13 protein-coding genes and 6 tRNA genes are annotated in these 14,354 nt (G+C 37.3%); 5 read left to right on the forward strand and 14 right to left on the reverse strand.

Going from position 1 to position 14,354, the window contains the following annotated elements; all coding sequences use genetic code 11:
- Positions 1–109: 109 nt before the first annotated feature.
- Positions 110–2,383: a DHH family phosphoesterase gene (locus MHHB_RS03090; RefSeq protein WP_131007155.1), complete on the forward strand. Its 2,274-nt coding sequence runs from the start codon at positions 110–112 to the stop codon at positions 2,381–2,383.
- Positions 2,384–2,658: 275 nt separating this feature from the next.
- Here the strand turns inward: MHHB_RS03090 and MHHB_RS03095 are convergent.
- The 5 genes from MHHB_RS03095 to MHHB_RS03115 all read right to left on the reverse strand — a co-directional run bounded on the left by MHHB_RS03095 (position 2,659) and on the right by MHHB_RS03115 (position 3,134).
- Positions 2,659–2,730, reverse strand: a tRNA-His gene (locus MHHB_RS03095).
- A gap of 20 nt (positions 2,731–2,750) precedes the next feature.
- Positions 2,751–2,838 (reverse strand) — tRNA-Leu (locus MHHB_RS03100).
- A 32-nt stretch (positions 2,839–2,870) separates the two neighbouring features.
- A tRNA-Glu gene (locus MHHB_RS03105) sits at positions 2,871–2,945 on the reverse strand.
- Between the two features lie 5 nt (positions 2,946–2,950).
- A tRNA-Ile gene (locus MHHB_RS03110) sits at positions 2,951–3,028 on the reverse strand.
- A gap of 30 nt (positions 3,029–3,058) precedes the next feature.
- Positions 3,059–3,134: transfer RNA gene (locus MHHB_RS03115), tRNA-Asn, on the reverse strand.
- Positions 3,135–3,252: 118 nt separating this feature from the next.
- Between MHHB_RS03115 and MHHB_RS03120 the strand changes: the two genes are divergently transcribed.
- Both MHHB_RS03120 and nifH read left to right on the forward strand, forming a co-directional pair.
- A tRNA-Phe gene (locus tag MHHB_RS03120) sits at positions 3,253–3,329 on the forward strand.
- A gap of 59 nt (positions 3,330–3,388) precedes the next feature.
- Positions 3,389–4,237 carry a nitrogenase iron protein gene (gene nifH / locus MHHB_RS03125; RefSeq protein WP_131007156.1) on the forward strand — a complete coding sequence of 283 codons (849 nt, stop codon included), beginning with the start codon at positions 3,389–3,391 and terminating at the stop codon, positions 4,235–4,237.
- A 176-nt stretch (positions 4,238–4,413) separates the two neighbouring features.
- Here the strand turns inward: nifH and MHHB_RS03130 are convergent, their stop codons facing one another.
- From MHHB_RS03130 to MHHB_RS03170, 9 genes are all read right to left on the reverse strand, one after another.
- On the reverse strand, positions 4,414–5,400 hold the full coding sequence (locus tag MHHB_RS03130; RefSeq protein WP_131007157.1) for a respiratory chain complex I subunit 1 family protein: 987 nt from the start codon (positions 5,398–5,400) through the stop codon (positions 4,414–4,416).
- A gap of 259 nt (positions 5,401–5,659) precedes the next feature.
- Complete coding sequence (locus tag MHHB_RS03135; protein ID WP_131007158.1) at positions 5,660–6,103, reverse strand: NADH-quinone oxidoreductase subunit B family protein; 444 nt, start codon at positions 6,101–6,103, stop codon at positions 5,660–5,662.
- Position 6,104: 1 nt separating this feature from the next.
- Complete coding sequence (locus tag MHHB_RS03140) at positions 6,105–6,608, reverse strand: 4Fe-4S binding protein (RefSeq protein ID WP_131007159.1); 504 nt, start codon at positions 6,606–6,608, stop codon at positions 6,105–6,107.
- A 9-nt stretch (positions 6,609–6,617) separates the two neighbouring features.
- Complete coding sequence (locus MHHB_RS03145; RefSeq protein WP_131007160.1) at positions 6,618–8,078, reverse strand: 4Fe-4S binding protein; 1,461 nt, start codon at positions 8,076–8,078, stop codon at positions 6,618–6,620.
- Positions 8,079–8,083: 5 nt separating this feature from the next.
- Complete coding sequence (locus MHHB_RS03150) at positions 8,084–8,308, reverse strand: hypothetical protein (protein WP_229701912.1); 225 nt, start codon at positions 8,306–8,308, stop codon at positions 8,084–8,086.
- Between the two features lies 1 nt (position 8,309).
- The gene (locus MHHB_RS03155; protein ID WP_394342768.1) at positions 8,310–9,077 is read right to left on the reverse strand and encodes an MnhB domain-containing protein; all 768 of its coding nucleotides are present in this window, start codon (positions 9,075–9,077) and stop codon (positions 8,310–8,312) included.
- Between the two features lie 4 nt (positions 9,078–9,081).
- The gene (locus MHHB_RS03160) at positions 9,082–9,396 is read right to left on the reverse strand and encodes a hypothetical protein (RefSeq protein WP_131007161.1); all 315 of its coding nucleotides are present in this window, start codon (positions 9,394–9,396) and stop codon (positions 9,082–9,084) included.
- Between the two features lie 41 nt (positions 9,397–9,437).
- Complete coding sequence (gene ehbF / locus MHHB_RS03165) at positions 9,438–10,898, reverse strand: energy conserving hydrogenase EhbF (RefSeq protein WP_131007162.1); 1,461 nt, start codon at positions 10,896–10,898, stop codon at positions 9,438–9,440.
- A gap of 11 nt (positions 10,899–10,909) precedes the next feature.
- Complete coding sequence (locus MHHB_RS03170) at positions 10,910–11,269, reverse strand: cation:proton antiporter subunit C (protein ID WP_131007163.1); 360 nt, start codon at positions 11,267–11,269, stop codon at positions 10,910–10,912.
- A gap of 347 nt (positions 11,270–11,616) precedes the next feature.
- Here MHHB_RS03170 and hycI point away from each other — a divergent pair, with 347 nt between their 5' ends.
- Together hycI and lonB are read left to right on the forward strand one after the other, a co-directional pair.
- Positions 11,617–12,168: a hydrogenase maturation peptidase HycI gene (gene hycI / locus MHHB_RS03175; RefSeq protein ID WP_131007164.1), complete on the forward strand. Its 552-nt coding sequence runs from the start codon at positions 11,617–11,619 to the stop codon at positions 12,166–12,168.
- Positions 12,169–12,202: 34 nt separating this feature from the next.
- Complete coding sequence (gene lonB / locus MHHB_RS03180) at positions 12,203–14,242, forward strand: ATP-dependent protease LonB (protein WP_131007165.1); 2,040 nt, start codon at positions 12,203–12,205, stop codon at positions 14,240–14,242.
- Positions 14,243–14,354: the final 112 nt, after the last annotated feature.

Genomic DNA, 14,354 nt, shown 5'->3' on the forward strand with positions numbered 1-14,354 from the left:
TTGTTGTAGAAGAAGTTTGAAAATTCTATAATTTTGTTTGACTATATTGTTAATTATTTTTATTATACTTATTAATATTAGATTTACATTAAAGAAGAGGAGTGATAACATGATAGATAAGTGTCCAATTTGCATGGGTACTGGAAAAAAGATAGTAAGATATAAAACCTGCCCCGAATGTGAAGGAACCGGATATATATGTGAGTTCGATACAAAATCTCACTTCAAGGGAATTTCAAAGAGATCGAAGTACGACTTAGATCTAGCCGAAGTGCCTTGTCCAAACTGTGAAGGTACTGGAAAGGTACCTGTTTATGATACCTGTGATTACTGTGGAGGTTCTGGAAAAGTTGTAAAGTGTGATAAATGTGGAAGGTATATTGGAAAATATCCTGAGTATAAAAATGTTACATTGTGTGAGATATGTAAAAAAGAGGAAGAAGAAAGGAGGAAAAATTTAAAAACTGTTTACGAGCTGGATAACCTATGTAATGTTGGGGATGTAGAAGAAGGTAAATTCTATAAAGGTATTGTATCGAGGACAGAGAGATACGGGGTATTTATCTCCCTTAACGAACAGACAAGGGGGCTACTTAAACCAAGGGAGATGGTGGGTAAAAAACTAAGTGATTTCAAAATAGGAGATGAAGTTATAGTACAGGTGATAGATGTAAGGCCTGAGAAGAGAGAGATTGATTTTAGATACATACCTCTCGCTAACTATACTATCGAGAAACTTGAAAAAAAGGTACCTCTAACAACTATAAAAGAGATTGTCGATAAAGGTTTAGTGGAAATGAAGGATGAGATCGTCCATATTATTGGGGAGGTTATCCAGATAACTCAGACACCTGGGCCAACTATATTTACAGTGACAGATGGAACTGAAACTGCCTGGGTTGCAGCCTTGGATATTGCAGGTTTAAGAGCCCATCCAGAAGTGCATATTGGAGATATAATAGACGTTATTGGATGTGTATCTATAAGGGAGGGGAGACTCCAGATAGAGAGGTTGAAATTGAAGAAGTTGGAAGGTGAAGAAGCTAAGAAGGTTAAAGAAGAGATAGAGAAAAAACTAGATAGAAAATCAGAACCTTACAGAAATATTAACTTCCTTGTATACTCTTCAGTTCTGGAGAAGTTGAGACCTAAGATGGCCCATGTGGCAAAGAAGATCAGGAGAGCTATACTAGATGGAAGACCTATAATTATAAGACACCATGCAGATACAGATGGGTACTGTGCAGGGTTGGCATTGGAAAGAGCGATACTTCCGATACTCAGTGAGTTTTCCATAGATGTAGATGCCCAGTGGCACTACTTTAAAAGGAGTCCTTCAAAGGCCCCATTCTACGAGTTAGAGGATGTTACCAAGGATCTAGTATACTCCTTAGAGGATAAGTTGAGGTTTGGCCAGAAGATGCCTCTGGTGGTATTAGCCGACAACGGTAGTACAGATGAAGATATCCCTGCAATCTCCCAGGCTACAGCCTTTGATATAGATGTGATCGTAATAGACCACCACTACCCTGGAGAAATTATAAACGGTAGGGTGGAAGTAGATGACTACATATCGGCCCATGTAAATCCATATCTAGTGGGGGGAGACAGTAATCTCACAGCAGGGGTATTGGCGACAGAAGTTGCAAGGATGATAAACAAGGACGTAACTGAGGAAATAAACCACCTTCCAGGTATCGCTGTAGTTGGAGATCATGCCAAAGGGAGAGAAGTGGAGGAGTATATAAAAATAGCCCTCAGAGATCTGACGAAGTGGAGTAAGAGGTACGGAAGTGGTAAAGAATATACCGTAGAGGATCTTGAGAAAATCGCCCTCTGTATGGACTTTGAAGCATTCTATCTAAGGTTTATGGGTGGGAGGGGAATAGTAGAAGAGATACTGGCTACAAACAAGAAGGAGATATACAGGCATGAGAGATTAGTAGATATCCTATATAAGAGGGCAATGGAGATGATAGATAGGCAGATGAGAGCTGTACTACCTGCCTTAAAAACTGAAAAACTGGAGAATGGGATAGTACTGAATACCTTGGATGTGGAAAAGTATGCCCATAAATTTACCTTCCCACCTCCAGGGAAAACCTGTGGATTTGCACATGACAGTATAGTTAAAAAGTATGGAGAAGAGACACCTATAATAACTATAGCTTACGGTCCAGATTTCATAGTAGTTAGGGCTACAGATGTAGTAAGTGAGAAGTTCAACTTCAACCTAAACCTTATCGTAGAGCAACTTATAAGAGAGATACCTGAAGCTTCCATAGATGGAGGGGGACATGAATGTGCTGGAAGTGTCAAGTTTGTAGAAGGTTTGAGGGATAAGGTACTCTCCAAGTTTGTAGATATCTTGAAGAAGATGTAAGTTAAAACAACTCTATAATAAAAAATAAAAAATAATAAACAATATTGTGCAGAGTTACGAACTTCTTTTTTATTATTAATTTGTTATAAAGTAATAATTAAAAAAATTGAAAAATTTAGCTCTTACTAACAATATTATTATAATATTTATTATAATTTTTAGCATAAAATTTTAGAAAAGAGACAACGTTCCTTACTGGACAACATTTTTTATCAACTACTATAAAAAAATAGTAAATAATAATAACAAATATTATAGATATATCCAAAAATGAGGGCCGGGACCGGGAATTGAACCCGGCTCAGGGGATCCACAGTCCCCCAGGATGACCACTACCCCACCCCGGCCACCCATACTTGTTAAAAAATGGTGCAGGGGGGGGGATTTGAACCCCCGAACCCCTATGGGACAGGATTCTAAGTCCTGCGTCTTTGGCCAGGCTCGACAACCCCTGCAGTATTTAAAGTAAAGTTTTATAAAAAAAATATGCCCCAGTCGGGATTTGAACCCGAGTCGCAGGCTCGAAAGGCCCGCATGATAGGCCGGGCTACACCACTGGGGCACTAATGGTGGGACCGAAGGGATTTGAACCCTTGACCCCTCGGTTATGAGCCGAGTGCTCTAACCAGGCTGAGCTACGGTCCCTCAAATATAAAAAAATAAAAAAATTAGTTTTGGCGCCCCCAGCAGGACTCGAACCTGCGACCTACGGATTAACAGTCCGTCGCTCTACCTACTGAGCTATGGGGGCTCCTAACTTCACAGGTATTTGCACAATAACAATCTACTTTCTACTATATAAACTTTTCGGCGAAAAGTATATATATTAGTTGTGCAAATTAATTGTGATTGTGGTAGAGCCGTGGAAAGCCGTGGTAGTTCAGCCTGGGAGAACGCTGGACTGAAGATCCAGTTGTCGGGTGTTCAAATCACCCCCACGGCACCATTGTTTTTATTTTTATATGTAATAATCTATATATCTAAATATTTGGAATTATTGGTTTAATGCCTAAGGTGAAAGACATGAAGAGAATATGTGTATATGGAAAAGGCGGTATTGGGAAATCTACAACTGTGTCTAATGTAGCCGCTGCACTGGCAGAGTCAGGTAGAAAAGTTATGGTGATTGGATGTGACCCAAAGGGGGACTCCACAAGGAATATAATGGGAAAGAAGATACCAACAGTCTTAGATGTTCTTAGAAAAAGGGGAGAAGATGTCCAATTAGAAGATGTTGTTTTTAGAGGATTTCAAGGTATCTACTGTGTTGAAAGTGGAGGCCCTGAACCAGGAGTAGGATGTGCAGGAAGGGGAATAATTAAGGCCATAGAAATATTAAACAGATTAAATGTTTTTGAGATCTTGAAACCAGACATAATAATTTACGATGTGTTAGGAGACGTTGTCTGTGGAGGTTTTGCCATGCCCCTTCAAAGACATTTAGTTGATGAGGTGTATATAGTAACAACCTGTGATCCCATGGCCCTCTACGCTGCAAACAATATCAGTAAGGGTATAAAGAGGTACGCCCACAGGGGAAATGTCGCATTAGGTGGAATTATATACAACGGTAGAAGTGTAGTAGATGATATCTCCATAGTATCAGAATTTTCCTCAAAGTTAGGTACAGAAGTTGTGGGATATATCCCGATGAGTGAGATCATAGTAAAAAGTGAGATACGTAAGAAAACTGTTATTGAGTATTCTCCCGATCATCCTCTATCTAACCTCTTCAGGGAGTTGGCCAATAGGATCTTTAACAATAGTAAGAAGGTGATTCCTATTCCTCTATCTGAAGAGGAATTAGACAGAATATCGGAGAAAATAGAGAAATTAATTGAGAGAGGTGTATAATTTTAAAATCGTAACTATCCAAAGGACTATATGATAGTCTAAACCACAGTTCCTGACCGTAGTAGTTATAATAATTAAAATAATTAAAAACCATAAAATAATTATAAAATATAATTATAAAATAAATAATTGATTAAAAAATAATGGAAAAGTTATTTTAAAAATAAAAACTCTTTTTAAACCTTAAATAGTGCAATTAGAACTCCAAGAAATCCTACTGCACAGGTATATAAGGATATAGGATATAGCTGTCTGAAGGTTAGTAGTGGAGAGTACGCCCCTAAGATACTACTTAAAATAGGTAGTAGAAATGCAATTCCAAAGTTTATAACAATAGTTATTGGGTTATTTATATCGGGATATACCCCCAGGTAGACTGTTGCAAATAGACTACCTAAGGTTATCATAAGTAACTCCTTAAATGAAAGGTATATCGCCCTGTATCTCCCAGAGTACTCTAAAGTAGGGCCTTCAATGACATCGGCCTTTGTATGCATTATTGAAAAGGGGTACTCTCCAGTTAATACAAGATAGCCTATAAAGTATGCTATCGCCCCAAAGATACCTGGGAGGGTAAATAGAAAGTTATTTCCAATCACACTATCTAAGAATATACTCTTCTTGGAGATAAAGGGAAGTATCAAACCTATATAGAGTGGAAAGGATCCTACAGTGATCAACTTATAGGCCCTAAGTGCTCCAAGTTGTTCAAGGGACATCCTCAGTATATCTTTAAAGTCACTGCCTTTACAGATGTCAGGAATAGGCATCCTAACTCCCATGATGGAGTTGCTCAAAGATCCCATAATAATATACATCATCTCCTTAACTTTCAGGAGACCTGTGATAAATATTAAATTGGAAACAACATGTATATAGGGCACTGTAGTAGAGGCTAAAATAATCCATACTACGAGGAAACCAAAAAGTGATAATAAGTTATACAAGTTAGGCATCTTACTAAAGGGTTTTTTTACTTCCTTTGCCAGAAATTTAAAGAGTGCCCACAACCCAGGTGTTAGGATAGATGGGCCTATCCTCCTCTGGATTCTAGCCTGGATCTTCCTCTGTATCCCCGGAATCAGAGTAGAGACTGCAAAAGCTATAAGGGGAATACCTACTACAGAGAGTACGAATTCTAAAAGTGATAGGTTGATATCCATAGGTACACCTTTTTTATTATATTTCAATATTTTATCAAAATGGTTAGCTTCCCCCGAGGTTTTTAATTTTTAATTTTTAATAATTATGACAGGGAATTCTATACTTTCCAGATGCCTTAAGAAATAAATCCACCCTGCTTCTCCAGTATATAGTTTAGTCCAAATTTACTTTTACTTTAAGTTCTAATATTCTTTAATATTCTTTTAATTCTTTATATTTTAATTATTTTTAATTATAATTATTATTTTATTTTAAAATCTATCCCCTAACTATCTTTGGAATAGCCTTTATTATACCGTCTATAATATCCTCTGGTCTCGGTGGGCATCCGGGCACCTTAACATCTACTGGAATAATCCTATCTACAGGACCCTCTATAAAATCCGAAGTGCCTAAATAACCTCCTATGTTTCCATAAACCCCTCCCATCAGAGCACAGCAACCTATGGAAACTACAGCCTTTGGTTCTGGAATACTCTCATATATCTTTCTCAGAGGCTCCTTCATAACCTTGGTAACACAGCCACTTACAAGTAGTATATCTGCCTCCCTTGGATTCCAGGTTAAAAAGACGTTGTACTGTTCAGCGTCATAGTAGGGGGAGTAGAAACAGTTAACTGCCTCAATATCACAACCATTACATCCTCCTGTATATGCCAACATAACATGAATACACTTTTTTCTAGCGTACTCCTTTATCATATTACTTCCCTCTATCTTTCATCAACTTTCTGAGATTTATAGAGAGGATACTGGCAATCTTCTTCAACTGACTTTCGGGGATATCCACAGGTTTCTCAAAGATCTTAGATAGATCCACCTCTACGTACTCCTCTCCCACATCTCTTGGATGTATTGGTGATATCTCGTTGAATATGGAAAACACCGGACAGAAGTCGTGACAGTATAGACAGTATATACACTTTGTAGGATCTATTACAGGAATACTTTTTTTTATATAGTTTTCAGCCAGCTTAACAGGTTCAATCTTCTTCATCTGAATACATCCTGTTGGACAGGCGTTGGCACATCCTTCACATCCGATACAGAGATTCTCTAAGACGGTTCTTGGGAGCTTCACCCCCGAAAGTATCTCTTTCCTCATCTCCTCTGAAGTATAGGTATCTGTCCCGAGGAGTATTCTCTCTATATTTTTATAGGCTCCTAGGATTACCAACTTAGCGAGGTTCTTAAGGGATTGATCCATAGTTACACCTTAATCCTTCTCCACCCAAGTTCTATAGATGTTAATAGCATTAGTAGGACATATGTTTACACAGGCAGAACAGTATTCACATCTCTCCACGTCTATATCTCCCATATCTATAACATCCACTGGGCATATCCTGTTACACAGTCCACATCTGATACATAGATCAAAGTCTGTCCAGATATAGGAGTTCTCCCTATCTACAACTTTTTTATAGCCTGTGGTATTTGGAATAACATCCCTTGGACAGTGGATTGCACAGTTTTCACACATTACACAGTTCTCGTTAAAGAGCACTTCTCCTGTATCACCATCTCCCTTTCTAAGTTTTATCTTTACAGTTATGGCATCCACTGGACATACATCTGCACAGGTACCACAGTATATACATCTTTCATCTCTGATAACCTGAAACTTCTCAATCTTTTTAATGGATATAGCATTCTCTGGACACTCCTCTATACATATTCCACAGAGAGTACAGGCCCCAGTGATCTTTCTATCTTTCTTTATTCTAACTTCCTGAGGACATACTTTTACACAGGTTTCACATAGATTACATATACTCTCGTCGTAGAGAATTCTACCGTCCTTCATCTTTAAGGCTCCCCTTGGACAGTTATCTACACATAACCCACAGTTTATACAGTACCTCGATGGGGTGGTTTTTTTATCTTCCTTAACCTTAACTACCTTAAAATTCTCTATCCTTAGGGCATCCTTGGGACATTTCCTTATACAGTTTCCACATAGGACACACTTCTCTTCATCTACCACCCCTTCAACTATAGCATTCCTTGGACATACGTCACCACATATATTACATCCAGTACAGCCGTCTACAGTATCTTTCTCCAATATCGTTTCCCTAGGACAGAGATATATACATCTACTACAGTTTTTACAGAGGTTCTTATCTATGTATATAGATGTCCTGAAGCTGGAAACCTTCTTAGGTTTTGAGTCCTTCTCTTCTTCAACAGGTAGTTTCTCCCTCTTTCTAATTTTCGCCAATATCTGTATATATCTGTCTAGAAGTGCTCTGTTCTTTCTATCCTTCAGATCTCCACTGTAGAATAATTTCCTGGCATCATGAGGGCATGCCTCTACACATAGACCACACATTACACAGATACCTTTAGGATAGACTACAACCTTTTTCCTATTATTAACTACCTTCTCTTCTTTTACCATCTTTATTATACCAATGGGACAGAGAATCTCACAGGTACCGCATCCGTTACACCTTCTCCTATCTATGTAATAACCTCCAAATTCATTTTTTTTAATAGCTTTATTTGGACACTCCCTTGCACAGGTACCACAGGTTATACAGGAGTATGATTTGTCCTCTATTAAAACAACAGCTCCAGTAGGACATACCTCAGCACAGATAGGTGTATTTTTATCAGATCCTTCTGTACATTTTTCATCCTTTAGACACTTGAACACATCTGTTACTATCATATACATCACTTCTTATCCCTAACAGTGAGATTTCCAATTAGAAGTCCTACTAAGGAGAATAGAAAGGAGTAAGAAAGTGGAAAGTTGTAGTAAGGTAGAGATCCTAAGAGGTATCCGACAACCAGTCCTACAACTAAGTAGAACCATACATTTAACTTGACCGTAATCCTCCTACCTAAGATAAACCCTAATATCATCCCTGTAAAAGGTAGAAAGAAGTAATCTATCACATTACCCCTTCTCTATGTTTTTTAAAATTATCCTCTGGGATATAAGGAGGGTTGTTATTGTAGATAGCCCTGCAAGTACCTTCAAACCTACTCCTATGTTTAAGTAGGGAATGATACCTACATTTCCTATACCTGAAGGAGAAGGAAAGAGATTTATCCCATAAACATCAGTGACGTTAAGTAAATAATACCCTGAAGTTATCATACCCATCAATCCTAACATGAGAAATAGGAGGGCTCCAAAACTCTCTAAAGATTCTAAGAACTTATGGGAAAATCTCACTGGACATTCCCTTCTACCAAAGGCCACCGTAGTTAAAATATACCCTGCAGATATCAAGGCACCTCCCTGAAATCCCCCTCCAGGTGTAATATGTCCCCCAAGTATTATAACGATCCCTAAAGCCATAAGTAAAACTCCCATAGGTGCTGCTAAAACCTTTATTATAGGTGTAAATCCTAGATCAACATCCTTACAATCCTCCTTACCATACACCTCTTTAAGGAAATCACTGTTAAAGAGCCCCTTTCCAAATACTACTCCAGTGACTAATACTGAAGTTATCAGTATCAGACACTCTCCGAGGGTATCAAATCCCCTCCAATCGAAGAGTATAGCACTTACAAAGTTAGGAATTATCAAGGTATTGGTATATACAGCATTTACACCTTCAACCACGTCAATACTGTAGATGGAGTAAAATACGCCTGCACCAAATAACAGAAAGGATAGAGAAACTGCAATCTCTCTACCTACAGAGATCTTCATAGAATCACCAAGAACCTGTAATAAATATTATCATGGATATGGCGCCTAAGAGCATGGAGATCCAGAAGAGTTGGAGAGCTATATTGTTCGAATTCTCCTTCCTGAATTTAAATACCATGGGTATAGCCTGTAATCCCATACCTATGGCAAGTATCCCCACCATGGCAAGAAGCACCTTCCCAAACACCCTGGAAAGAAGAAAGAGACATACAACTAAAAATCCGTAGAGTATAAACTCCCCAGTTAAACCTGCACCTGTAAAGATGCTGTCTCCACAGATTTCTTTATCCATCTCCTTTTTAAACCTGTCGTAATTCATAGTATCACTTAAATAATTCCTTAGTATATTGCTTTTTATTTCTATCTTAGAACCCACTTAATACCGATCTCTTCCCCTATAGGATACAACCTATTTAACACTATATCTGGATAAATACCAAGTATTAAACAAAGTATGACCAACAACCCTAAGGAGAATATATAATATTTCGAAATTTTAAAATTCCTGTACTCCTTAAGTTGCTCTTCACCACATGGCTTCAAGAATATGAGATAGAATGCCTTCATCATATAGAGAAAAGTACCTATACTGACGATCAGCATTAAAACTACAAGTTCTGGCATATTTGCATGCATTACAGCTTCTGCAAGTAGTAACTTACTCTGAAAGCCGTTGAAGGGTGGGATTCCAATACTTGCAAACGTGGCAAATAACATTAGAAATGCTACAGTAGGTATAGTAAATAGGAGTCCTCCAACCTTTCTCATATCTGAGGATTTTATCTTATCTACAATATGAGCTCCGATAAAGAGGGCACTCTTATAGAGGACATGGTTTATCCCGTGAAATATTCCTGCTACAATACCTAACGGTGTTCCAAGAGCTAATCCCAGTGCAACATAACCGCCCTGACTTACAGTATGATAGGCAAGTAGTTTTCTATAATCTTTCTGAAGTAGTGCCATAACTGTCCCGAATACCATGGCAAATACAGAGAGCGCTATCAGTATCCCCCTGGTAGTGTTGAAAATAGGGAGGTTTCCAAACAACTTTAATATAACCAACATAAGTACAATAAGTACAAATTTTGAGTAGGTTTGAAGTATAGCAGCTACAAAGGGCTTAGTCCTAGCGTATAGATCAGCCTTTAAGGTATGAAAAGGAGGAAGCCCTCCTCCGTAGGCTAAACCTACTATCAACATTAATAACCCTCCATATACAGTAGGAGTCGATGGATTAATGGCAAGATATCTTTTCATATCCTCTATATTCAAGGTACCAGTTGCAGATAGTAGGAGACCTATTCCCAGAAGTAGTATGGATCCTGCCATAGTTCCAACTAGGAGGTATCTAAAAGCAGATCTGTAGGCATTCTCTGTACCTGCTAAAATTACTAAACCTGCCTGTACGATTGCTGCGATTTCGTAGAACACGTATAGGTTGAAGAGATCATCAGTTAGAATTACTGCAGAGACACTTGCAAGTCCCATCAACACTAAGGATGTAAAGATTCCACTTAGATTCTTCTCCTTGGTGGATAGTATAAGTACTAAAGAACCTACCAACATTAGTGTAAATAGTAGGACCTCCTTTAGAGGGTTTAATGTATAGAGAATCCCAGATACGAAAGGAATACCATCTATGTATGTTATACCATGTCCGCCAAAGAAGTAAGGAGTGTATGTCCCTAGGAAGGGGAGAACAAGGAGGATCAGCGCCATCAAAAGTGTAAGAAATCTAACGTACTTACTCCTGTAGATATAACTAAAAATTATCGCCATAATTAGGGGAATAACTACTATTAAGGGAAGAAGGTTCATCTTTCCACCATTCAGTCTTCCTTTAGAATAACAGAAGTTTTCAGTGTTTTATACTTCTTATAAAATACTATGGATAGGGCTAACATTACTGCCAACATAGAGGCTTCAATAACTATGTTAGTTAGAACAAGCGCCTGAGGAAGGGGATAAGCCATCTCCTTGGAGAATATCTGGAACTCTATAGTAGGGATGTATATAGGGACGTATCCTCCTTCCTTATATCCCATTGCCACCAATGTAAGATTGATGCCGTTACCTATAATTGATAACGCAATAACCTTTTTAATTACATTATCTACAAAGAAAAAACCGTACAATCCTAGCACAACCAAGGCTCCAGCAGTTATAAAGGATGCAAGTTGTAGATCCATATTTCCACCTAAAAGGATTGGGATAAATGAAAAATGTTGTTATCACTAATATATATAATTTGTCATTAATTATAATGATAAATTATATATAAGAAAAATAAAAATAATATAAACACCAATCCCATTGAGAAATCCTGATAAAATAAAATAATTAGAAAAATAATTAGATATCAATTATAATTACTATTACGGTAAAAAACAAAAAATTAATCAATCACTAACTAAATAATGTCCTAATCAATGATAAAAATATTCTTCAAGTTTCAAAGATCTAATATTTTTTATTTTTTATTGATATTTATATTAACTTGTTTTTTAGTTTTATAATCGCCTAACTTGGTGAAACCTTGGATAATTTAACTGCTCTAAAAGAGCAACTGAAATACTGTAGAAAGTTGGCAGTTTTAGGTATAGGGAATACCATAAGGGGGGACGACGGTTTAGGTATATTTATTGTAAAGAGTATAGTAAGACATTATACAGATAAATACCCCCAGCAAAACTTAAATATAAATAAGGAAGTAAATAAAATCTTCGATAAGGTAATACTAATAAACTGTGGAACTGTCCCTGAAAACTTTACAAATGTTTTAAAGGAAGAAAAACCTGGTAAAATAGTTTTTATAGATGCTGCAGTAATGGGAGAGAAACCTGGAACTGTGAAGTTGATAGATGTAAGAGATATATACAGAGTAGGGTTTTCAACACATACGTTACCACTTAACGTAATTGTTAAATATCTAACGAGATATATAGACAGTGAAATACTTATAGTGGGTATGGAACCTGAGAAGTTAGATTTTGGAATAGAGAGATTATCAGAGAAAATTTACAAAAAGTGTTTAGAATTTACAGAGATTTTAATAGAGTTAATAGATTCTATTTTAGAAAAATATTAATAATTATTATTTTTATTTTAAAAAGGGTGATCTCATGTTCTCCATTAAATTTAAAACTACCGAAGAATTACCTGAACCTTCTTCAAGATTGATAGATCAGATAATTGGGCAGGATGAAGCTCTCAATATAGTATTAAGTGCAGTTAAAAATAAGAGGCATGTAATCCTCCTGGGAGATCCTGGAGTAGGTAAATCCATGATAGTTAAGGCTGTAGGGGAGCTTATTGAAAAATCCCCTTCTGACGATTTTACACCTTACACTATAATAGCAAAACCTAATTTAAAAAATCCTGAGAAGCCTATAGTAGAGTTAATAGAAGGATCCTACAAAGAAGACATAGAGGACATTAAACCAAAGATGATCAGACAACCTCCAGGTCTCTTAACACTTATGTTAATTATGGTATTCTTCACATTACTTACCTCCTACTTAGTTAGAGGGCTCTCCCAGACCTATTTACTTGCAGTAGTAGCTACAACAGCTATTGTATCCTTTGCCCTAGCATTTGTAGTGGTATTCTTAGCCATGTTTGGAGCAACAAGGGGAGCCATGTCGAACACCGTTAGTCCATTGGATCTAAAACCTGTAGTGCTCTACGAATGTAAAAAGAGACCCGTAGTAAGGGCCAGTGCATATAATGTAACGAAATTACTTGGAGACGTTAGACACTGTCCACTAGGTGGCAAACCACCTCTTGGAACACCTCCACATAAGAGGATAATCCTAGGCGCTATTCATGAGGCCCATAAAGGTATCCTCTACGTAGATGAGATAAAGACCATGCCTCCAGAGGTACAAGACTACCTCCTAACTGCACTCCAGGATAAGTGTCTTTCTATAAGTGGTAGGAATCCGAACTCCAGTGGTGCCACTGTAGAAACTAATCCAATACCCTGTGATTTCATCCTCATCATGTCTGGAAACATGGACGACATCAATAACTTAAGGGCTCCCCTCTTAGATAGGATAGATTACAAGATTATACTGAAAAACAAGATGGATAACACCCAGGAGAACAGAGATAAACTTCTACAGTTTATAGTGCAGGAGATAAAGAACAACAACTTAAACCATATGACTTATGAGGCATGTTGTGAGATAGTAAGAATAGCCCAATTGTTTGCAGGATCCAGGGATAAATTAACTTTGAGACTTAGAAAACTCTCTAACATCATAAAGATGGCAAACGATATTGCAATGGGCAAGAGTATTCAGGAAATTGTGGAGGAACTCTCCGGAAGAGAAAATACTACTAAAGAAGAGGAAAAAGAGGGTAAGTTAAAGAGTATTATAGAAGTATTAAAGATAGGTGAGAGGAATAAAAAGAGGGAAGAGTCTAAGGATAAAGGTGTTACAGCGGCGAAGAAGGTGTACATAGATGTTGAACATATCCGTAAAGTTATAGAGAGTGGTATATACAGTATGTCAAAGCAGGTTGCTATAGATTACCTCAGGGAGTTTAAGAGATATAAACATATAGTTCCAAATGATACGCCAAAGATAGGAGTTATATACGGGCTAGCAGTTATAGGTTCAGATGGTATGGGAGATGTAACTAAGATCATCACCCAGATAGTAGACTCCAAAAACCCTGGAACTCACCTGTTAAATATAAGTGGAGATATTGCAAAACACAGTATTACGCTGGCATCAGCTCTCTCTAAGAAGTACATATCTGAAGGTAAGTTACCACTGAAACCGGAAAAGGATATCGATCTAAATAGAAAGGAGATATACATTCAATTCAGTCAGTCCTACTCTAAAATAGATGGAGACAGTGCAACCGCTGCAGTATGTCTCAGTATTATATCTGCCCTCCTTGAGATACCTTTAAAGCAGGACTTTGCAATAACTGGAAGTTTGGATTTAAACGGTAATATCTTAGCTGTAGGTGGTATTAACGAGAAGATAAACGCTGCTAGAGAGTATGGATTTAAGAGAGTTATCATTCCAGAGTCAAATATGATTGATGTAATAGACGATAAAGGTATCGAGATTATTCCAGCTAAGAGGTTAGACGAGATAATACCTTTAGTATTTGAATACGATAATAAAAAATATATAAAACAATAAACAAAACTTTTTAAATTAACAATAGCCATCAAGAATATCACAAAATAATAAGAATAATAATTAGAACGAGATTTTAATTGTCACTTTTTATTGAGATTTTTCATCGTCGTTG

The sequence above is a fragment of the Methanofervidicoccus abyssi genome (assembly GCF_004310395.1).
Lineage (GTDB): Archaea > AGJL01 > Methanococci > Methanococcales > Methanococcaceae > Methanofervidicoccus > Methanofervidicoccus abyssi.